Here is a 21,204-nt window from a genome sequence, read left to right as displayed (position 1 = left end):
GCATCGGGCGGGCTTTTTTGTGCCTGGGGTTCAGCCAGGTGGGTCAAGCGTACTGCTTAGTATTGCTGGCCTTGCTGCTGGTAAGGTTGCTGATACTGCTGACCGGGTTGTTGATATTGCTGACCTGGAATCGCCTTGAGGTTGACCTCAACCCGACGGTTCTGGGCGCGACCGTTGACGTCGGCGTTGCTGGCGATCGGGTTATCCGGACCGGCACCGCGGGCAGACAGGTTGGCACTGCTCACGCCCTGGGAAGTCAGATAGGTCGCCACGCTTTGCGCACGGCGCTGCGACAGGTCCATGTTGTGCTGGCGGCTGCCAGTACTGTCGGTGTAGCCGACGATTTCAATCTGGTTCTGGTTGAACTCACGCAGGGAGTTGGCCAAGTTGTTCAGCGGCTGGTAGAAGCTTGGCGCGATGTTCGCCGAGTCGGTGGCGAAGGTGATGTTGCCGGGCATGATCAGCTTGATCTGATCACCCTGGCGCTGCACCTCGACTCCGGTATTGGCCATGCTGGCCCGCAGCTTTTTCTCCTGCTGGTCGGCGTAGTAGCCATAACCGGCGGCGGACGCACCCACCACGGCGGCGCCGATCAAGGCACCCTTGCCACGGTTGTTGTGGTCGATCGCGGCACCGGCCAGCGCACCGGCCAAGGCCCCGAGGCCACCGTATTTTGCAGTTTTGCTCATGCCCGACGAGCCGCCGTCAGCCTGCCCCTGATTGTCATAGGGGTTAGGCGAAGCGCAGCCGGACAACAAGGCCACAGCAGAAGCGACAACAATCAAACGACGCGAGGTGAACATGGAAAACTCCTACATTTTGCATTCTGTGGTGCAGCGGACGTTGGCAATAGACCTTTGCTGGCGTTGGAACACAGGGAACGGCAAAAATTCCATGAGTTTCAGAGCGATCAGTCAGGCCCTCACGAACGGGTTCTGACGCATCTCATCGCCAAGCCGGGTGTCTGGCCCGTGGCCGGCAACCACGATCGCGTCTTCATCCAGGGTATAAAGACGCTGCTTGATCGAGCGCACCAGGGTGGCCTGGTCGCCGCCCCACAAGTCCGTGCGCCCGACCCCGCGCTTGAACAGCGTGTCACCGGCAATCAGAAGCTTAGCTTCAGAAAACCAAAAGCTCATGGAACCGGGAGTATGTCCCGGAGTGTGCAAGGCCACACCACAACCGCAGGCCAGCTCTTCTTCATGGTCCAGCCAGCGATCCGGGGATGGGACAGGGGTGTAAGGCACGCCAAACATGCTGCACTGCATCTCCAGGTTGTCCCAGAGAAACTGATCGTCCTTGTGCAAGTGCAGGGTCGCCCCGGTCTTTTCCTTCATCTGCCCGGAAGCAAGAAAGTGATCCAGGTGAGCATGGGTGTGAATGATGCTCACCACCTTCAGGCCCAAGGCATCGAGGCGCGCCATGATCAGGTCCGGATTGCCTCCCGGATCGACGACTATGGCTTTGCGGGTCAATGGATCGCCGATGATCGTGCAATTGCACTGCAAAGGGCCGACGGGGAAGGTTTCGCGAATGAGCCGGGGGCTGGTGACTTCCATGGGACTGTTCCAAAAAATCGATGAGCCATTCTGGCACAGCCGGCCACGGTCGTTTCAATTCCCACGCAGCGAGTGGACGGTGGCAACCGCCAAAGCCGCCCCCCTTCCTCAAAACGCCAGTTGCAGCGTTTCCTTGCCCTCCAGCGCCAACAGGAACTGCTTGGCCTCAAGCCCGCCGGCAAACCCGGTGAGGCCTCCCGAAGCACCAATCACCCGGTGGCAGGGAGCAACGATCGAGATTGGATTCCGGCCATTGGCTGCACCCACAGCGCGCACCGCACTGGGGTTGCCGATCTGCCGGGCAATCTGGCTGTAGCTTCGGGTTTCACCAAAGGGAATAGTCAGCAACGCCTGCCAGACCTTGCGCTGGAACTCAGTGCCGACAAAATCCAGCTCAAGATCGAAACGCTCGCGAGTGCCAGCGAAATACTCCCTGAGCTGGCGTTCGGTCTCCAGCAACTGTGGATGCTCGCCCCCTTCCTCGAGCGGGCCGAGACGTACCCGGTTCTGCCGTTCACGTTCCCAGAGAATCGCGGCCAGCTTCGCCCCCCGGGCAACCAGGGTCAGTTGGCCTACGGGCGACGCCATCAATTTGAATACACAGGACATACGGGGCCTCCTTCGAGCCGCCAAGGGTATCACCCGAACCTTGCGGTTCGTCGCCTCCCTTTCTTCTGTACGCCCTCACTTTAAAGGCAGATTCCAGCGCAAGAACCACGTTTCTTGCGCTGGAATTCATTGCAGGTCAATCCAGACGCTGGCGAAGCCTCAGGCTAGTCTTCGTCGTCGATCACATAGCAGTTGTCGCTGCTGCTACGCCGACCATAGGGATCAATGATAAACGCCCCACGCCCCTTGCCGCATTCAAGCAGGTACACCGGCGACAACTCCCGCTGCCGATCGATCTGCGCATTGAAACGCACGATATAGGCACCCAGCGAAATCGACACACATAGAATCAGTACCAGGCACAGCACCAACTGATCGGTATAGCTGGAGCGCCCCCCATCAGAACGCACTGGCGACATAATCCGACCCTGCCCGTTCAACACTCTGCCCCATCAGCAGCAAGCTCATGAAGCCTCTTTCCCCCAGGCGTACCAGGGGCGCCCCGGAAGGCAGAATGCCGACCATCAGGCCGAGGAAAATCAGAACCAGCAAGGTTCCTTTGATCACCGAAGACAGGTTCATGGCTGCGCCACGCTGTGGAGTAAGAAGACCTCAAGCATAGACAGGAATGGGTTAACACCAGGTAAACATCAGCAGAAAAGCACCCGACTCCGCTATTCTTCGGCCCATTGAGCGACAAGGGTCCAAGAGGGCGTTCCCGTGCATATTCAGTTGCTATTGGTCGAGGACAACCTCGACCTGGCCAACACCGTCATCGAATACCTGGAAATCAGCGGCATCGTCTGCGACCATGCCAGCAACGGCCAGACCGGCCTTAACCTGGCCCTCAGCCAGCACTACGACGTCATCCTGCTGGACATCATGCTGCCGCGCCTGGACGGCCAGCAGCTGTGCGCGCAATTGCGCCAGCAGGGCAGCCAGACACCGATTCTGATGCTCACCTCCCTGGACGCTCTGTCGGACAAGCTCGCCAGCTTTTCCGCCGGGGCCGACGACTACCTGGTCAAACCCTTCGAACTGGCCGAGCTGGTGGCCAGGATCCGCGCCTTGAGCATGCGCCGCAGTGGTCAGGCCAGCCGTCTCCAAGTGGCCGACCTGGTGATGGAGCTGTCCACCCGCAAGGTCAGCCGCGCCGGGCAGGAACTGCACCTTTCACCCATCTGCTGGACCCTGCTGGAATGCCTGATGCGTGCCAGCCCCGAGCCGGTCACCCGGGAGCGACTCGAAGCAACGATCTGGGGCGACGATCCACCCGACAGCAACACCCTCAAGGTGCACATGCATCGCCTGCGTAAGACCGTGGACAAAGCCTTCGCCCCCCCCCTGATCCACACCCTTCCGGGCATTGGTATACAGCTGAGGTCACATGCGTAACGGTCTGGGACTGAAATGGGTGATCAGCGGCAGCTTCCTGTTGCTGATTGCCGTGGTGCTGCTGATCTACAGCCTGCTATTGCCGGAATACAGCGTGCGCGGCCTGCTCTATACCGCCAGCGCCATGATGGAGGAGGAAGCCCAGTACTTCGCCCGGCACTACGAGAAGGATCCGAACACGCCACCGCCACACAACTATTTCTATACCAGCGTCATCGGCAAGGAGGCGCTGCCCGAGAAGATCCGCCAGATGCTGGACACCCCTCCGAGCCTGTCCTTTGGGGCCGTGCAAGTGTTCGGCGACCTGGAATCCGATGATGAGGACGAGGGCCGGGCGATCCTGGCCCAGCCCCTGGGCGACGGCAAGACCCTGTACATGTACGACGTCGACCATGACAAGGAGGAAGGCGGTGAGGTCGAGACCCCGCTGTCCGACGCCTACCTCGATCGTGAGCTGCGCGGTGTCAACTTCATCAGCCTGGCGGTGTTCGTGCCGGCGCTGATCATCATCGCCCTGCTGGTCTGGTGGCTGGTTCGGCCACTGGGCCGGCTGGCCGAGTGGTCCACCACCCTGAAGGACCCCGAGGCGGTGTCCAGCAAACGACCGAATTTCAGTTTCAAGGAGTTCAATATGCTCGCCGATGCCCTGGCCCAAAGCGTGCAGCAGGTCCAGGCCGCCAGCCTGCGTGAAGGCCGCCTGCTGCGCTATAAGGCACGCCTGCTGCGCTATACCAGCCATGAGCTGCGCACTCCGCTGGCGGTGCTCAAGGCCAACATCGAGTTGCTGACCCTGCAATCCGGTGGCGTTCTGCCCCCACCGCTGCAACGCATCGAGCGCTCGGTGCTGAACATGCAGCGCATTGCCGAAACACTGTTGTGGATGAGCCGCGAGTTGCCCGAACCCTTGCCCGAGGAAGCCATCGACATCAGCGGACTGGTCAACGAATTGATCGAGGAGCATCGCTACCTGATCGGCAAGCGGGATATTGAACTGAGTCTCGACATCAGCAGCAAGCCCTGCCGCCTGCCCCTGACCGCCTGCCGTATCGTGGTCGGCAACTTCCTGCGCAACGCTCTGCAATATGCCGATGAAGGCAGTGTCGAGATCCACTTCGAGTACCCGCGCCTGCGCATCGTCAACCGCATCCGCGAAGCCAAGCAGGTAGAGCCCTCCGACGACTTCGGCTATGGCCTGGGCCTGGAGCTGATGCGCCAGTTGTGCGCTCGGCTGAATTGGCAAATTGCGGTGCTGGCAGAAGAACAGCACTTTACCGTTACCCTGGATTTCGAGGCCACATCCACCATCGAACAGCCGCCCGGCCTGCTGGACACTCCGGAGCCAAGCATCTGAGACGCACCAGAATCGGGCCCGCCGCGTGCCACCCGGCAAGCACGCCCCGGCGCCCGCCAATCTGCGGCGGCTCCAGGCGCGTGGCGCCAGAGCGAGGAAATATATGCTCGCAAGCGATGAAAAAACTGCCTATCCGTCGCCACTCGGCCCGTCGCTTGCAGGTATTGTTGAGGAACAAAAAAACCGCAGGGGACGCCGCCGCTGTGTCGCGTGCCTGCATTGAGCGGACTGCAGTCCCCGTGATGCATTCAGGCCCCGGAGCACCGCGCCCCGAACCCATCCCCTGCCCAGGCAAAGAACGAGGTTCGCTGTGGCTGCCTACAATCTGCGTCAACTGAAGTACTTCATCACTACCGTCGAATGTGGCAGCGTCGCCGAGGCGTCACGCAAGCTGTACATCGCCCAACCGTCGATCTCCACAGCCATCAAGGGCCTGGAAGACAGCTTCGGCGTGCAGTTGCTGATCCGCCATCACGCCCTCGGCGTCTCCCTGACTCCCAGCGGTGCGCGCTTCTACCGCAAGGCCCAGGAACTGCTGCGCATGGCCAAGGAATTCGAGCAGAACGCCCTGGCGGACAACGACGTGGTAGCCGGCCAGATCGACATCGGCTGCTTTGAAACCGTGGCACCACTCTACCTGCCCCAATTGATTGCCGGATTCAGTGCACTCTACCCGGGAGTGGAGATTCGCATCCGCGACGGCGAACAGCAGGAGCTGGTGCAAGGCTTGACCGGTGGCGCTTTCGACCTGGCGATCCTGTACGAACACGATCTGGACGCGACCATCGAGACCGAACCGCTGATGCCACCGCAACGCCCCTATGCGCTGCTGCCCGCCGACCACCGTTATGCCCGACAGGCTCAGGTGTCGCTGCGCGACCTGTGCCTGGAGCCGATGATCCTGCTGGACGTGCAACCGAGCCGGACCTATTTCGTCAGCCTGTTCGAAGAGCTGGGGTTGACCCCGCAGATCGCCTTCAGCTCACCGTCGATCGAGATGGTGCGAGGGATGGTGGGCCAGGGTTTCGGCTTCTCGATTCTGGTGACTCGCCCCCACTCGCCGTTCTCCTACGACGGCAAGCCGGTGGTCTGCGTGGACATCGTCGAAGAGGTCACGGGTTCCGGGCTGGTGGCCGCCTGGCTCAAGCGCGGGCAACTGACCAAGCCGGCCCGCCTGTTTGCCGACTACTGCAAGCAGCACCTGGCCCGCTGACCCCGGCAGCGGGTCAGCCTGGCGCCCCAGGCGCTACCCGAGCAACCCCAGTTCCTGGGCCCTGGCCACCGCCTGGGTGCGACGCTCCACCCCCAGCTTGCTGTTGATATGGCTGGCGTGGGTTTTCACCGTGTGCAAGGAAATGAACAGGCGCTCGCTGATTTCCTGGTTGGAACAACCCTGGGCGATCAACTGCAGCACCGAAAGCTCGCGGGAACTCAATGATTCGTTATGAACCACCGTCTCAGGCAACTCCCGGGACGCCGTCGGCAAGCGCTCCAGCAAGGCCTGGGTCAACACCGTGGGCGGATTGTGCTGCAACTGTTCGCGCACCCAGCAAGGTTGGCCACGAATCAACCCCTCGAAAGGTTGCACCGCGCCCCCCACCGCCGCCTCCAGGGCCTGGGCAAAATCCTGGCGTGCCGCCTGGCCACGTCCATCGGCCAGGAGCAGCGCGGTTTTCTGGGTCAGGGCCATCACGCTCAGCAACTGCCGACCACTGTGCTGACCATGCTCCACCAGCCGGCTCAAACGCTGCTCAGCCTTGGCCGACTCGCCCTTGATGCTCTCCAGCTGGGCCTGCTGCAGCTCGATGTGCAACGGCAGTTGGGGATGGAATTCCGGTGGCGCCGCGGCCTGTTCACCCGTGTAGGTCTGGCCCAGGCGGGCCAGCCAGGCTTCGGCGAGGTCGGTGCGCCCCTGGGCCAGCCAGAGCTCGCATTTCACCAGGGTGATCATTGCCAGGTAGTAGATCGGCGGCACGTCCCAGATGTGCATCAGGCGCTCAGCCTCCGCCAGTTCGGCGAAGGCCCGGGAGAACTCGCCGCGCAGGCCCTCCTGCTTGGCAATCACGCAGTGGCCGATCAGCACGCTGATATCACGGCAGGCACGAGCCTCCACCAGACCGGCCTGCAATCGCGCCAGGCCGGCTTCGGGCTGGGCCCGCAGGGTCAGCAGATAACCTTCGTACAGGGTCAAGCGGGCCCGCGCCGCGTACAGCCGCTGGGCCGACAAGCCTTGCAGCCGGCGCAGTCCCTGATGCACTTCCTCCTGTGCCCGCAACACCTCGCCCCGAGCTTGCAGGACCCGCGCCCGATCGTAATGGGCCAGGGCCTCGAACAACGGATTGCCGACTCGCTGCGCCAGCTCCAGCGACTCGCGGTTGAGGCTGCGGGCCCGCCACAGGTCGGCGTCGGCAATGGCCAGGTTGGACAAGGTCGACAGGCACATCAGGCGCTGCCCGTAACGTTTGTGGGGCAGGCTTTCCAGGGCTTCGCTGCAATAGGCCAGGGTCATCTCCCGCTGGCCGCGACCACGGGCAATGATCGCGCTCAAGGCCAACCATTGCGCCAGCATCGACTTCTGCGCAGTGGCCGAGGGAGCCGGCAGGAAACGGCTCAGGTGACTCGCCAGCTCCTCTGCCGCATCCAGCTGGCAGGCCAGGCCCAGGGCCCAGCTGTAGAGCACGATCAGCCGCGGGGTGCTGATCAGCAGGCTGTCGGGCAAGTCCATCTTCCAACGCAGCAGCATCCCGACATTCTGCTCCGCCAGCAGTTGCTCCTCCGACAGGTTCTGCACCAGGTTGGCCGCCACGTCCAGGTGCCCGGCGCGCAACGCCTGCTCTACCGCCTCATCGAGCAACCCCTGGGTATTGAACCAGCGACAGGCGCGCAAATGCAGGCTGGCGGCCGGTACCAGGGGGTTGGCCGTGGGCCGGGAGCGCAGCAGGTCGGAGAACAGGTGGTGATAACGGTACCAGTGCCCGTGCTCATCCAGGGGCACCAGGAACACCTGGTGGGCCTGCAGAAAGCCCAGGATCTGAGCACTGTCATGGGCTTCACGCAGGGCATCGCAGAGTTCGGCGCAAAACCGTTCCTGGAGCGCGGTGTCATACAAAAAGGCCTGGACCTCAGTGGGCAGGCAGTCGATGACCTCTTCGAGCAGGTAATCGCGGATCAGCCCTTCGCCACCATGCAGCCCCTGGGGTAAGCCGCCCATAGCGCCAGCCTCCGAGGCTGCCAGCAGCCAGAAGCGCAATCCGGCGACCCAGCCCTCGCTGCGCTGGATCAGGTTTTCCAGGGCTTCGCCACGCAGCGAGCTGCTGTGGCGATCCAGCAGGCTCAGGGATTCGTCATGGGTCAGGCGCAGGTCCTGTTCATGCAACTCCAGCAACTGCCGGGACAACCGCAACCGGGCCAGGTGCCAGTCCGGGCGCTGGCGGCTGGTCACCAATACCAGCAGGCCGTCGGGCAAGTGGTTGAGGAAAAACTGCAGGCAGCGATCCAGGACCGGCCCCTGGGCCAGGTGATAGTCATCCAGTACCAGCAGCAGAGGCGTGGTCCCGGACAGGTGAACCGCCAGTTCATCCAGCAGGCCGTCCAGCCACTCTTCAAAAGCAAAGGGCTGGTGACGCTGGCGCATTTTCAACAGGCCCAGGGATTGCCGGCCCAACTGAGGAAAGTATTGCTGCAGCCCGGCCAACAGGCGCTCGAGAAAGCGCCCCGGGTCACTGTCGCGGCGGCTCAGCCCCAGCCACAGGCTCTGCCAGTGCCCGGGCAGGCCCTGGCAGAACTCCACCGCCAGCGAACTCTTGCCGAACCCGGCCGGAGCACAAACCAGCAACAGCCGCCCCTGCAACCCGCCACTCAAACGCTCGCAAAGACGCGGCCGCGGCACGTATCCGTCAGGCAGGGGGGGTCGATAAAAACGCCCTTCCAGCGCGGGAACCACCGTGCCGGCAGAGCGTTGCAGGGGTGACAGGTCAGTCATGGCCAACTCTTATAGGTGTAGGGTTGTCGGCGTAGCAGATGTCCGCAGACTAGCGGTAAAAAACCGCCTGTTGAAGATTTTTGCGACTTTTCGGGCGAAAAGACTGCGACCAAATTAGTCGGATAGCTCTTGGTGATAATCCGATATTTCTTATTTTTATGGGCTAAGTGGCTAATCACATTAAAGAAACCAGAATGCTTTCCCCCTGATTTTTGTGTGATCCATCCGAGACAAATCCTTTCGGCAAAAAAAAGCCCCGAACCAGTCGGGGCGATTTCCGAGGATGCGGCCTCTATTTACAGCGGATCAGCGAACCCCATCCTGACGCAGGGCGGCCGGGGTGAAGTCGCTGGTGGTGGCAGTGAAGCCGAAGTCATACGCCTGTTTCTCTTCGTTCTTCATGCCCAGTGCCAGGTAACGGCCGGACTGCAGGTCGTAGAGGGTTTCCAGGGCGTACCACGGCACTTGCTTGTCGTAGTAGTTCTCGGCATGGGCCTCGGCCACGCGCCACAGTTGGCCACGACCGTCGTAGTGGTCGATCACCGCCGCCTGCCAGGTGTCTTCGTCGATATAGAAGTCACGCTTGGCGTAGATGTGGCGCTGGCCTTCCTTCAAGGTGGCGACCACATGCCAGACCCGACGCAGCTCGTAGCGAGCCAGGTCCTGGTTGATGTGGCCGGCCTTGATGATGTCGGCGTACTTCAGGGTCGGCGAATCGAGCTTGTAGCTGTCGGAGGCGATGTACATCTCCTTCTTGCCTTCCAGCTTCCAGTCGTAGCGGTCCGGGGCACCGTTGTACATGTCCAGGTTGTCGGAGGTACGCAGGCCGTCGGCAGCAGTACCCGGTCCGTCATAGGAGACTTGCGGGGCACGGCGCACACGGCGCTGGCCGGCGTTGTAGACCCAGGCCGAACGCGGCTCCTTTACTTGGTCGAGGGTTTCGTGGACCAGCAGCACGCCACCGGCCAGACGCGCCGGAGCAGTGACCTTCTGCTTGAAGTAGAACAGGATGTTGCCCGGGTTCTTCGGATCGTAGTCCTTCATTTTGTCGCGGAACACGAACTGGTCCTGGAAGTACACCAGGCTGTAGGAGCCGTTGGCCTGTGGCGTCGCCTGGGTCACCAGACGGGTCACGCTGCCCCCGCGATAGCGGGTGATGTGGTTCCAGATGACTTCCACACCGCTCTTGGGAATCGGGAACGGAATCGCAGTCTCGAAGTTCTCCAGGCCGTTGCCGCCGGACACCAGGTTGGTGTTGGTGGCATTGCGCTTGATCGCGGCGAACACGTCAGCCGGCACGGTGGCCCCGCGATGGGACGGGTAGACCGGCATCTTGAAGGTTTCCGGGTAGCGCTTGAACATCGCGTACTGCCCCGGCGCCAACTTGTCCTTGTACTGCTCGACGTTCTGCGCGGTGATGGTGAACTGCGGCTGCTCGCTGCCATAGGGGTTGGACAGGAACCCCTTGCTGTCCACGGTGCCGGCATTGGTCGCCAGAGGCTTCCAGGCCGGAATGGTGCCGGCGGCGTTGCCGGCCATTTCCGCGCCCATTGGCGTCAGGCTGGTGCCCAGCTTGGCCGCTTCATCGGCCGAGACCGCAGCCATGACCCCGGTGGCCAGCAGTGACAGTCCCAGCACACCGACGTGCAACAGACTCTTGGTTATTTTCATAGTGTCGTTCTTCCTGAAAATACAGTGTGCTTAGAAGTTCACGCCAACGCTCAAGGCGAGGAAGTCCCGGTCATCCACGGTGCTGTAGTCGCCACCAAAGAAGTTGGTGTAGGCCAGGCTCGCGGTGTAGGTGTTCTGGTACTCGGCATCCAGCCCCAGGCTGATGGCCTTGCGGCCTTCTTCGAAGTTGCCGCCAGGACCTGGCGAGTAACCCTTGACGTCATGGGACCAGGCCACGTTCGGCTTGAGGTTCACACCAGCGAACACATCCGGGTATTCCCAGATGGCACGGCCGCGGTAGCCCCAGGAGGTGGCGGTGGTGAAGCCATCGTTGTTGCAGTTGCTGCTGAGGTTGCTGGCATCTGCGCCCGGTCCTGCACCGGCGATGGTGGTGGAGTTGAGTCCGCGGCAAGTGTTCTGCCCGCCCGTGGTAGGCAGGGCGCCAGGCCCGAACACCGGGTCACGGCCGTAACGGACATCCGACTTGCTCTCAAGGCCGCCGACGTGGGTAACCCCGACCTCACCCACCAGAGTCAGGCGGCTGGCGCCCATGACCTGATCGAAGAAGTGGGTGAAGGTGGTCTGGAACTGAGTGATTTCCTTGCGGCGATAGCCATTGAGGTCCTGCCCCGCCACACCCTCCAGCAGGGAGGCGTTGGCGTATGCACCCTTCAAGGGGCGAACGGCGGAGTAGAGAATGTCGGTGGAGTTGAGTTGCACCGGCGCATTCGGCCGGTAGCTGATTTCGCCGCTCCATGCCGTCCCCGTAGGCAACGTGGTGGAGAAACTCAAGCCATACAGACGAATATCCTCTGGGTACTCAACGAAGTATTTCGAGTTACCGGCGATCCACACCGGTGCCAGACTGCCGAAACCAGGGGCTATGTTGTAAGCCGATTGCGGAGCCGCCGTGGCGCTGAAGATCGGCGCACGGCTGTGATAGTTCATGAAGTAGGCGCCGAACTCAGTGTCCAGCGGCTCGTAGTTGTAATGGAACGCGGCACCGAACTGACCGCTGTCACGGGCATCGCGGTCGCCACTGCGGCGGACCAGCGTCCCCTCTTCGTTGACGTCGACGCCCCGCGCCTGCATCGCAGCCAGGGCCGCACGGCCCGGGGCCGTGGCAGTGATGGTCGAACGCTTGGCCAGCAGTCGCAGGTTATCGTTGCAACCATCGGAAATGTTGTCTGGCTGGGAGAAGAAGGTGCCGCAGTTATCGGTAACGGTCTGGTCCCACTCCAACTGGTAGAACGCTTCGGCCGACAGGTTCTCGGTGAGGTTCTGGGAGATGTAGAACATGTTGACCGGGATCAGGCCTTCCTTGACCTCGGCGCCAGGACGGCGGAACGCCGACACATCGATGGGGTTGATCGAGTTGATGCCGCCGCCGATGAAGGTACTTTCGCCCCAGCTCACCACCTGCTTACCGAAACGCACGGAGCCCGGCTCATCGGCAATGGAGTAGTTGTGATAGATGAAGGCATCGAGAATCTGCCCGCCGGACGACTTGGCGCCTTCCTTGCGGCCGTCATTGCTGACGTTCTTGAAGTCCAGGTCTTCGTCCTGGAGCTTGAAGTCATACCAGTACTTGCCACGGACAAACACACCGGTATCGCCGTACTTCAATTCCAGGTCATGGATACCCTTGAAGATCTTCGAGAAGGTCTGGCCCTTGTTGAAGTTCAAGTGGCCGTCATCGGTGGTCTGGGACAGGCCCTTGCCGCCGTTGTTGACCCCGATCAGGTCCTTGTTGCGCCCGGCGGTCGACCAACTGGCCCCCACCGACAGGGACGAATCGAAGCTGCCTTCGATTTCACCGATGTTGAAGCTGACGCCGAATGCCGGCCCGGCGAGCGTAGAGGCGAGACCGACGGCCAGGGGCAGTTTCGCCCGGCGCCAGAACTGGTTTGCTGATGTCATCGACGCTACTCCATGTGCATTATTGTTATGGCAGTACGTTCTTCTGAAAACGCCTCGAATACCGGGCTGCCAACAGCGACCCCTGGCCCGAAGTTGCGCGGCACTAGCCCCCCGCAATGCTCCGTTGTTCAGAAAAATCCGTGAACGGACTATATCCAGCAGGGATTACTGCTTGATCCCTCTAAAGTGTGATTTGCAGCCACCCACCGCACTGGAACAGCCCTTTGCCATAACCTTTGAAAAACGGCGCGGCAAGAATGACTGAAAAATCCATGAGCACAAGGCAAAGGCTTGCCGGGTGGGCATGCCGTGCCCGAGCGGGCACGGCCGGGGACGCTCAGAGCGTGGAGAGGAAGGTGCTGTTGCTGGCTTGCCACTCGCTGATGTCGACGCGGATGCGCTTCTTGTCGAGCTTGCCAACGCTGGTCTTGGGAATTTCCGTAACAAGGGCGATCTGGCTGGGGATCGCCCATTTGCTCAAGTGCCCCAGTTCGACGAACGGCTTGAGGTGTTCCTTGAGCTCGCGGGCGCCAATCTCATGGCCTTCGCGAATCACCAGCAAGGCGAACGGGCGCTCGCCCCATTGCGGATCGGCGATGCCCACCACTGCTACCTCACGTACCGCCGCGTGGCGGCTGATGAGGTCTTCCAGGTCCAGGGAGGAAATCCATTCGCCACCGGTCTTGATCACGTCCTTGATCCGGTCACGGATGTCGATCACCCCCATGCTGTCCAGGGTCGCCACATCGCCGGTATGCAGCCAACCGCCCTCCCAGAGCTCCGCGCCCTTTTGCGGTTCGTTGAAGTAGCCTTCGGTCAACCAGGGCGCCCGCAGCACCAGCTCGCCCTGGGACTCGCCGTCCGCCGGGAGGAAGTTGCCCTCGGCATCGACGATCGCCGCCTCCACCAGCGGGCCCGGTACCCCGGCCTTGATCCGGTAGGTGGTGCGCTCGTCTTCGCTGCCCGCCATCAACTCGTCGTTGAGGTGGGCGCAGGACACCAGCGGGCCGGTTTCCGACATGCCGTAGGCCGCCGTCAGTTGAATCCCCTTGGCCTTGGCGGCTTCGTACAGCCCGCGGTTCAGCGCGCTGCCGCCGATGACGATCTTCCAGCCACCGAAATCGGTGCCCTGGGCCGCCTTGGCATTGAGCACCATCTGCAGGATCGTCGGCACGCAGTGGGAAAAGGTGACCTTCTCCCGGCGCCACAGCTCCACCAGGTATTCCGGGTCGTAGCGCCCGGGATAGACCTGCTTGAGCCCAAGCATGGTGGCCACGTAAGGCAAGCCCCAGGCATGCACGTGGAACATCGGGGTAATGGGCATGTATACGTCGTTGGTGCCCAGCAGCCGCACGCTGTCGATCGAGCCCATGATGGTCGACACGCCCATGGTGTGCAGCACCAGCTGGCGGTGGGTGAAGTACACGCCCTTGGGATTGCCGGTGGTACCGGTGGTGTAAAACGTCGTGGCCACCGAGTTCTCGTCAAAATCCTCGAAGTCATACCGCGGGCTGGCCGCCGCCAGCAGGGTCTCGTACTCGCCCACGAGGTTCGGCAGGTCGGCGGTTTTCTCCGGAGCATCGGTGAGCAGCAGGGTCTTCTCTACCGTGGTCAGGTGCACGGCGAGCGCCTGATACAGCCCGACAAACTCACTGTTGACCAGCACGAAGCGGTCCTCGGCGTGGTTCATGGTGTAGAGGATCTGTTCCGGCGAGAGGCGCACGTTGATGGTGTGGATCACCGCGCCGATCATCGGGATGGCGAACATGCACTCCAGATAGCGATGGCTGTCCCAGTCCATCACCGCCACGGTATCCCCGGCCTTGACCCCGGCCGCGGTCAGCACGTTGGCCAGGCGGGCCACGCGCTCGATCAGGGTCGGATAGGTGTAGCGCAACTGGTCGCGATAGATGATCTCGCGGGTTTTCTCGTAACGGCTGCCGGACATCAGCAGCCGCTTGATCAGAAGTGGGTATTGGTAGGCGCCTTCGGCGGGGGGAATAACGCGAGTCTGCAACATAAGAATCCCTTTTCTGACGGCTCGGTCGTGACTGGAGGATAACCACTCTAGAGCTCCCGTGCGCCCGCTAAATCAGCCAAAGGGATGATTTGCAGAGCCGTACAAATACTAGCTTCAGGCCAGCATTGTTACGGCCCTGCGAGACCTCAAGCGCTTTGCCCCACCGCCGCTTCCGCCGGGGTGCGGGGAAAGGCCAGCGCCGCGGCAAAAGTCAGTGCCGCGAACCCCGCCAGAATCAGATACAGGCCGTTCAGGCCCTGGCGCGGTTCCACCACAGCGATCAACGGAATCGCCGTGGCACTGGCGCCGAACGACAGGCAGTAACGCAAGGCGAAGACCCGCGACTGCCACTGGGGCGCAACGAAATTGGCGACCATGGCATCGTTTACCGTGACCTGGCCGAACACCACGAACATGAAGGCCGCCCCCAGGACGATCACACTCCAGCCCTGGCTGTCGGCCATCGCCAGCAGCAACGGGGCCTGGAGCAGGGTCAGGATGATGAACGGCCATTTCAGGCTGAAGCGGTGCAACACCCGGCCAATCAACAACTGCGCCACTGCACCGAAGGCGTAGGCCAGGCTGACCACCACCCCCAGTGTCTGGGGCGAGGTGAACAACTCATGCAGGCGTTCCTGGAACAGTTTCGGGTAGGTCATGGTGGTGGTGTTGAACACCACGCCGCCGGTAGCCGTGGCCAGGGCCAGCACGCCAAACACCAGGAACATGGAGATCTGCTGTCCGCCCTTGCCCTTGAGCGGTACATGGGCGCGCACGGGGATCGGCTCGTCACGCACCTGCAAGGCAAAGCCAATGCCCAGAAGGATCGCCACGCTCCCCGGCAGGATGAACGCCGAGCGCCAGCCGAACTGCGCCACCAGCAAGCCGGTGATCAAGGCCGAGAAGGCCACGCCAAGGTTGCCCCACATGCCGTTGATACCGATCTCGCGCCCGCGATTCTGCGCATAGGCCACTAGCATCGCGGTGCCTACCGGGTGATAGATAGCGGCGAAGACCCCCATCAGGGTCAGACCGATCACCAGCATGGTCGGGCTGTTGCTGAGCCCCGTGAGGATCGAGGCGCCGCCGATGCCGAAGAAAAACAGCAACATCATCTGCCGCCGGCTCCAGTGGTCCCCCAGCCAGCCGGCGGGTAGCGAACAGGCGCCAAAGGCAATGAAACCGCCCAGGGACAGGCCGATCAGCGCCGCATAGTCCAGGCCAAAGGCCTGGGTCATGCCCAGCACAGCAGCGGGAAAGATCAGCATGAACATGTGATCGATGACATGGGCGGCGTTGACGTAGCGGATCACGTTGCGGGCTTGATTCATGGCGATACACCAAGGTGGGTTGTTGTGCCGCTTATGCTAATTTGGCAATCCATCGCATTCCTGACAACAAAGTCATCGGATCAGACATGTTAATTGACCACTTCCACCATGGCCCGGTCAGTGCCTACCCCCGGGATTACCCCGATACCGCGCATCAGCAACTGCACTGCCACCGTGAGGCGCAGTTTCTCTATGCCGCCTGCGGCACCATGCGCGTGGTCAGCGCTCAAGGCGCCTGGGTGATCCCGCCAAGCCGCGCGGTGTGGATCCCGCCGTTGGTGGAGCATGAGATTTTCATGGTTGGTGAAGTGCGCATGCGCTCTCTGTTCATCGACCCGGAACTGTCGCCACCCTCGTTACGCCAATGCTGTGTGCTGGCAGTCACGCCGTTGCTCCGGGAGTTGATCCTGCGAGCCGTGCAAGGTCCGCGACAGGCGGAGAACCCGTTGATCCAGCAATTGATGCTGGAAGAAATCGCCGCCCTGGAAAACCTTCCGCTGCACATTCCCATGCCCCAGGACCGGCGCTTGCAAGCCATCTGCCGAACCTTGCTACAGACCCCGGACCACCCCCATACCCTGGAAGACTGGGCGCAGCAGGTCGGCGCCAGCTCACGAACCCTGGCGCGGCTGTTCCAGCAGCAGATGCAGATGAATTTCAATGCCTGGCGCCAGCAGGTGCGCCTGATGGAAGCCTTGCCACGCCTGCTCGCCGGGGAAAGCGTGCACAGCGTGGCCGACTCGTTGGGATACGGCAGCACCCGGGCCTTCAGCGCGATGTTCTGCCGTTTGCTGGGGGACACGCCACGGCATTACGTGGCGACCCTGAATCAACTCAGCGAGATCAATGCATCTCGGTGAAGGCCAGCTTCACGCCGATGGCGATCAGCACGGCGCCCATGGTGCGGTCGAACCAGTGGCCCATGCGGGCAAAGCCGGCGCGCACCCGCTGCTGACTGAAGAGCATGGCCACCAGGCAGAACCACACGGCGGTGGCCACCGCCAGGTACACGCCATAACCGGCCTGAATCGCCAACGGCGTGTGCGGGTTGATCACTACGGTGAACAGCGAAAGGAAGAACAGGGTCGCCTTGGGGTTCAGGCCATTGGTCACGAAGCCCGAAGTGAAGGCACCACGCGCGGTGCGAATCCCGGCCTCCTTGTGCAGGTCGTCCGCCGCCGGTTTGGCTGGCTGGGCCCGCAGGGCCTTGTAGCCGATATACAGCAGATACGCCGCCGCCAGCCACTTCAGAGCATTGAACAGCACGATGGACTGGGAAACGATCAGGCCAATCCCCAGCAGCGAATAACCCACGTGCAGGAAGATCGCGCAGCCCACGCCAAGGGCTGTCCAGGTTCCGGCGCGACGGCCGTGGGTCACGCTCTCGCGCACTACCACGGCAAAGTCCGGGCCCGGGCTGGCCACCGCCAGCAGGTGAATGAGGGCAACGGTCAAGAACTCGGTGAAGTACATGCAGGCTCCTGTGTATGTCTAATTATTTCATCTGTTAGGCTCGGCAGATTACGCCTTAGATCCTTCGTGCAAAAGGTACAGTTCATGACCAACAATCGCCGCGCCGTCTTCCTCGATCACCGCTCACTGGACCTGGGCGACCTGGATCTGGGGGCGCTGCATGACAGTTTCGACACCTTGCACCTGCATGCCCACAGCAGCACAGAGCAGGTCGCTGAACGCCTGCAGGGCGCCCAGATCGCCATCAGCAACAAGGTCGCGCTGAATGCCGAGACCCTGGCCGCCTGCCCCGACCTGCGGCTGATCCTGGTGGCCGCTACCGGCACCAACAATATCGACCTGGCTGCGGCCCGCAGCCAGGGCATCATCGTCAGCAATTGCCAGGGCTACGGCACCCCATCGGTGGCCCAGCACACCCTGATGCTGCTGCTCAACCTGGCCACACGGGTCGCCGACTACCAGCAGGCGGTGGCAGCGGGCCGCTGGCAGCAAGCACAACAGTTCTGCCTGCTGGACTTCCCGATTATCGAGCTGGCGGGCAAGACCCTGGGCCTGCTGGGCAATGGCGAGCTGGGCAGCGCCGTATCCCGCCTGGCCGAAGCCTTCGGCATGCGTGTGCTGCTGGGGCAGATCCCCGGCCGCCCGGCCCGGCCGGATCGCGTTCCCCTGGAGGAGCTGCTGCCTCAGGTGGATGCCCTGACCCTGCACTGCCCACTCAATGAACATACCCGCAACTTTATCGCGGCCCGGGAACTGGCCCTGCTCAAGCCCGGAGCGCTGGTGGTCAACACCGCCCGTGGCGGTCTGATTGACGAGCAGGCCCTGGCCGACGCACTGCGCAGCGGTCACTTGGGCGGTGCCGCCACCGATGTCCTGACGGTCGAGCCACCTTCTGCCGGCAATCCGCTGCTGGCTAGCGACATCCCGCGCCTGATCGTGACCCCGCACAATGCCTGGGGCAGCCGCGAAGCCCGCCAGCGAATCGTTGGCCAACTGACGGAAAATGCCCGGGGGTTCTTCAGTGGTGCCCCGCTACGGGTCGTGAGTTGATAAACTTCGCCATTTTTTTCGGGTGCGGATCATGGACACACGCAGTGAAGTGCTGCTACGCCAGGCTGAATTGTTTCAAGGCTCACTGTTGCTGGCCGGCCTGGCCGCGGACGACTTGCTCGGCCGCCTGCCCAATGCCCGGGGCTGGAGCTGGCACGCCGGTGACCAGGCGGCCCTGGAAGCACGCTTTCCCGGACGCAGCCATTTTGGGGTGACCGCTCCGGCGCACGCCTTCGACAGTGCAGTGCTGTTCCTGCCCAAGTCCAAGGACCTTACCGACTACCTGCTCAACGCCCTGGCCTCGCGCCTGGCCGGCCGCGAGCTGTACCTGGTCGGAGAAAAACGCAGTGGCGTGGAAAGCGCCGCCAAGCAGCTCAATCCCTTCGGCAAACCGCGCAAGCTCGACAGCGCGCGGCACTGCCAGTTGTGGCAGGTCACCGTGGCCAGCGCCCCCGAAGCGGTGCCTCTGGAAAGCCTGGCCCAGGAGTATGAGCTGCCCCTGGCCGAAGGGCCGTTGAAGGTCATCAGCCTGCCCGGGGTGTTCAGCCACGGACGCCTGGATCGTGGCACCGCGCTGTTGCTGGAGCACCTGGACCATCTGCCCGACGGTCATGTGCTGGACTTCGGCTGCGGCGCTGGAGTGCTGGGGGCCACCGTGAAACGCCGCTACCCGCACAACACCGTGACCTTGCTGGATGTCGATGCCTTCGCCGCCGCCAGCAGCCGCCTGACCCTGGCTGCCAACGGTCTGGAAGCCGAGGTGCTGACTGGTGACGGCATCGACGCCGCGCCCATGGGCCTGAACGGCATCCTGACCAATCCACCCTTCCATACCGGGGTCCACACCGACTACCAAGCCACGGAAAACTTGCTGCGAAAAGCAGCTAAACACCTGTTAAAAGGTGGCGAACTCCGGGTAGTCGCCAACAGCTTCCTGCGCTACCAGCCGCTGATCGAAGAGCACCTCGGCCCCTGCGCGATCAAGGCCGAAGGCCAGGGCTTCCGGATTTATCGGGCCAAGCGCGGCTGACAGGCTTTTTCACAAACAAGGCTTGCCGAAAGGATTTTGCCTAGGCAGAATCCGCTCCGTCCTAGGGGAGTAGTCTCCCACGAGCGCCACGCTCGTCCGGCATGCGTCAACATACTTGGTCAACAGACCATGGCGCATGCGACCCAAGAGTCCGCACAGACGGACCGCAGGGTTTGACAAGACCTATGACACGCACACCTTACCCGGGGCGGGAAGGCTGTACGTGTCATAGCCGTGTCGACCCGCCCCTTAGGAAAACCCTGATGATGCTGGACTCCCTACTCGTTCCCACCGCAATCGTTGCCTTGGCCGAAATCGGCGACAAGACGCAACTGCTTGCCCTGATTCTTGCCGCGCGCTTTCGCAAACCCTGGCCAATCATCGCCGGCATCGTCGCCGCGACCCTGGCCAACCATGCGGCCGCTGGCGCGGTAGGTGCCTGGTTTGGCAGCTTCTTCTCGGACGCGACCCTGCATTGGATTCTCGCCGCCAGCTTCACCGCCACTGCGCTGTGGACCCTGGTTCCGGACAAAATGGATGACGACGAAGCCACTACCGCCCGCAAGTTCGGCCCCTTCTTGACCACCCTGATCGCCTTCTTCCTGGCGGAAATCGGTGACAAGACCCAGGTCGCCACGGTGATGCTGGCCGCGCAGTATCCGGACCTGTGGCTGGTGATCATCGGCACCACCCTGGGCATGCTGATCGCCAACGTACCGGTGGTCCTGGCTGGCAACTTCGCGGCAGACAAACTGCCCCTGACCCTGATTCGTCGCCTGGCGGCATCGGCCTTTGTGATCCTCGCCGTGGTGGCGGTGTACAAGGCCATGCAGAGCAGCGGCTGGCTGTAAATGAAAACGCCGGCCAGCGGCCCCCTACGCAACCCGTAGGAGCCGGCTGGCCGGCGAAAGCGTCATTGACAATGACGCGAAGGGATCAAGACTTCTTGGCCGCCTCATACAACGGCATCACCTTGGGGATCGCCGCCTGCAAGGAGGCGATACGGCTGGTGGAAGCCGGGTGAGTGCTCATGAACTCAGGCGGTGCGGAACCTCCTGCAGCCTGGCCCATCTTGTTCCACAGGCTGATGGCCGCGTTCGGGTTGTAACCGGCACGGGCGGCCAGTTCCAGACCGATCAGGTCCGCTTCGTTTTCGTTCTCGCGGCTGTTGGGCAGGGTCATCAACAGGTTGACCCCGTTGTCGCCCAGGGCAACGGTCTCTTGCGGCACGCCGAACAGGGTCGCGATCTGTTTGCCGGCACCCACGGCGTACTGCTTGGACATCGCCTCACGACCATGCTCACGCAGGGCGTGGGCAATTTCATGCCCCATGACCGCAGCGATTTCATCATCGGTCAGCTTCAGCTTCTCGATCAGGCCGGAGTAGAAAATGATCTTGCCGCCAGGACCGCAGTTGGCGTTGAGCTCGTCGCTCTTGATCAGGTTGACTTCCCATTTCCACTGCGCGCAGTCGGGACGGAAGGTCGGTGCCTGGGCGATCAGGCGATTGGCAATGACCTGCAGGCGCTTGGCATTGGCGCTGGTCTTGTCCAGGACGCCCTGGCTGCTGGCCTCACCCAGGGTCTCCTGGTAGGACTGAGCGTAGGACTGATTGACTTCAGCGCTGGACACCATGCTGAACATGGACTGCTTGCGATCCACACCCACTACGCCACCGCTGGTGGTATTGACCGTTTCACAACCGCTGAGCAGTACTGCTGCACTCAATGCACAAACAACCAACGACTTCTTCATCATGAAACCTCCCTGAAAACGTGGCGCGTATCCTAAGGGCGGAACTGTATCCGCGCCA

The 21,204-nt window shown here is 62.3% G+C and carries 19 protein-coding genes and 1 riboswitch; of the genes, 7 read left to right on the top strand and 12 right to left on the bottom strand.

Annotated elements, in window-relative coordinates; all coding sequences use genetic code 11:
* Positions 1-56 precede the first annotated feature (56 nt).
* From U873_RS0117305 to U873_RS0117285, 5 genes are all read right to left on the bottom strand, one after another.
* A complete protein-coding gene (locus U873_RS0117305) occupies positions 57-803 on the bottom strand; it encodes an OmpA family lipoprotein (RefSeq protein ID WP_025129437.1) in 747 nt (248 codons plus the stop codon).
* A gap of 111 nt (positions 804-914) precedes the next feature.
* A complete protein-coding gene (locus U873_RS0117300) occupies positions 915-1,559 on the bottom strand; it encodes an MBL fold metallo-hydrolase (RefSeq protein WP_025129436.1) in 645 nt (214 codons plus the stop codon).
* Positions 1,560-1,667: 108 nt separating this feature from the next.
* Positions 1,668-2,168, bottom strand: a complete 501-nt coding sequence (locus U873_RS0117295) for a methylated-DNA--[protein]-cysteine S-methyltransferase (RefSeq protein ID WP_025129435.1) — start codon at positions 2,166-2,168, stop codon at positions 1,668-1,670.
* 164 nt (positions 2,169-2,332) lie between these two features.
* On the bottom strand, positions 2,333-2,587 hold the full coding sequence (locus U873_RS0117290) for a hypothetical protein (RefSeq protein WP_025129434.1): 255 nt from the start codon (positions 2,585-2,587) through the stop codon (positions 2,333-2,335).
* Entirely contained in the window at positions 2,568-2,750 is a 183-nt protein-coding gene (locus U873_RS0117285) for a hypothetical protein (RefSeq protein ID WP_025129433.1), read from the bottom strand. The genes U873_RS0117290 and U873_RS0117285 overlap by 20 nt, the downstream gene beginning before the upstream one ends.
* 138 nt (positions 2,751-2,888) lie before the next feature.
* Here U873_RS0117285 and U873_RS0117280 point away from each other — a divergent pair, with 138 nt between their 5' ends.
* From U873_RS0117280 to U873_RS0117270, 3 genes are all read left to right on the top strand, one after another.
* Positions 2,889-3,563: a response regulator transcription factor gene (locus U873_RS0117280; protein ID WP_025129432.1), complete on the top strand. Its 675-nt coding sequence runs from the start codon at positions 2,889-2,891 to the stop codon at positions 3,561-3,563.
* Positions 3,556-4,914 (top strand): HAMP domain-containing sensor histidine kinase, encoded by a 1,359-nt coding sequence (locus tag U873_RS0117275; protein ID WP_025129431.1) that lies wholly within the window; start codon positions 3,556-3,558, stop codon positions 4,912-4,914. Before U873_RS0117280 ends, U873_RS0117275 begins: the two co-directional genes overlap by 8 nt.
* A gap of 310 nt (positions 4,915-5,224) precedes the next feature.
* Positions 5,225-6,127 (top strand): LysR substrate-binding domain-containing protein, encoded by a 903-nt coding sequence (locus tag U873_RS0117270; protein WP_025129430.1) that lies wholly within the window; start codon positions 5,225-5,227, stop codon positions 6,125-6,127.
* Positions 6,128-6,160: 33 nt separating this feature from the next.
* On the opposite strand, the gene U873_RS0117265 is transcribed toward U873_RS0117270, so the two are convergent.
* The 5 genes from U873_RS0117265 to U873_RS0117245 all read right to left on the bottom strand — a co-directional run bounded on the left by U873_RS0117265 (position 6,161) and on the right by U873_RS0117245 (position 15,838).
* Positions 6,161-8,896 carry a LuxR C-terminal-related transcriptional regulator gene (locus U873_RS0117265; protein WP_025129429.1) on the bottom strand — a complete coding sequence of 912 codons (2,736 nt, stop codon included), beginning with the start codon at positions 8,894-8,896 and terminating at the stop codon, positions 6,161-6,163.
* Positions 8,897-9,202: 306 nt separating this feature from the next.
* Positions 9,203-10,567 (bottom strand): DUF1329 domain-containing protein, encoded by a 1,365-nt coding sequence (locus tag U873_RS0117260; RefSeq protein ID WP_025129428.1) that lies wholly within the window; start codon positions 10,565-10,567, stop codon positions 9,203-9,205.
* Between the two features lie 30 nt (positions 10,568-10,597).
* Complete coding sequence (locus U873_RS0117255) at positions 10,598-12,487, bottom strand: DUF1302 domain-containing protein (protein WP_025129427.1); 1,890 nt, start codon at positions 12,485-12,487, stop codon at positions 10,598-10,600.
* Between the two features lie 337 nt (positions 12,488-12,824).
* The gene (locus U873_RS0117250; protein WP_025129426.1) at positions 12,825-14,507 is read right to left on the bottom strand and encodes a fatty acid--CoA ligase; all 1,683 of its coding nucleotides are present in this window, start codon (positions 14,505-14,507) and stop codon (positions 12,825-12,827) included.
* 146 nt (positions 14,508-14,653) lie between these two features.
* Entirely contained in the window at positions 14,654-15,838 is a 1,185-nt protein-coding gene (locus tag U873_RS0117245; RefSeq protein ID WP_025129425.1) for an MFS transporter, read from the bottom strand.
* 86 nt (positions 15,839-15,924) lie between these two features.
* Between U873_RS0117245 and U873_RS0117240 the strand changes: the two genes are divergently transcribed.
* Complete coding sequence (locus U873_RS0117240; RefSeq protein WP_025129424.1) at positions 15,925-16,698, top strand: helix-turn-helix transcriptional regulator; 774 nt, start codon at positions 15,925-15,927, stop codon at positions 16,696-16,698.
* Here the strand turns inward: U873_RS0117240 and U873_RS0117235 are convergent.
* Positions 16,682-17,311, bottom strand: coding sequence for a LysE family transporter (locus tag U873_RS0117235; RefSeq protein ID WP_025129423.1), 630 nt, complete (start codon positions 17,309-17,311; stop codon positions 16,682-16,684). The genes U873_RS0117240 and U873_RS0117235 overlap by 17 nt on opposite strands.
* A gap of 84 nt (positions 17,312-17,395) precedes the next feature.
* Here U873_RS0117235 and U873_RS0117230 point away from each other — a divergent pair, with 84 nt between their 5' ends.
* The 3 genes from U873_RS0117230 (at position 17,396) to U873_RS0117220 (ending at position 20,242) form a co-directional block, all read left to right on the top strand.
* Positions 17,396-18,361, top strand: a complete 966-nt coding sequence (locus U873_RS0117230; protein WP_025129422.1) for a 2-hydroxyacid dehydrogenase — start codon at positions 17,396-17,398, stop codon at positions 18,359-18,361.
* 31 nt (positions 18,362-18,392) lie between these two features.
* Positions 18,393-19,391, top strand: coding sequence for a class I SAM-dependent methyltransferase (locus tag U873_RS0117225; RefSeq protein ID WP_025129421.1), 999 nt, complete (start codon positions 18,393-18,395; stop codon positions 19,389-19,391).
* Positions 19,392-19,443: 52 nt separating this feature from the next.
* Positions 19,444-19,565: riboswitch (yybP-ykoY riboswitch) on the top strand.
* A 92-nt stretch (positions 19,566-19,657) separates the two neighbouring features.
* Positions 19,658-20,242 (top strand): TMEM165/GDT1 family protein, encoded by a 585-nt coding sequence (locus tag U873_RS0117220; RefSeq protein ID WP_025129420.1) that lies wholly within the window; start codon positions 19,658-19,660, stop codon positions 20,240-20,242.
* Between the two features lie 85 nt (positions 20,243-20,327).
* On the opposite strand, the gene U873_RS0117215 is transcribed toward U873_RS0117220, so the two are convergent.
* Positions 20,328-21,146: a M48 family metallopeptidase gene (locus U873_RS0117215; RefSeq protein ID WP_025129419.1), complete on the bottom strand. Its 819-nt coding sequence runs from the start codon at positions 21,144-21,146 to the stop codon at positions 20,328-20,330.
* Positions 21,147-21,204: the final 58 nt, after the last annotated feature.

Source organism: Pseudomonas sp. PH1b (assembly GCF_000633395.1).
Lineage (GTDB): Bacteria > Pseudomonadota > Gammaproteobacteria > Pseudomonadales > Pseudomonadaceae > Aquipseudomonas.
Note: the sequence above shows the minus strand (reverse complement) of the source record. Positions and strands in the feature narration are given on the sequence as shown.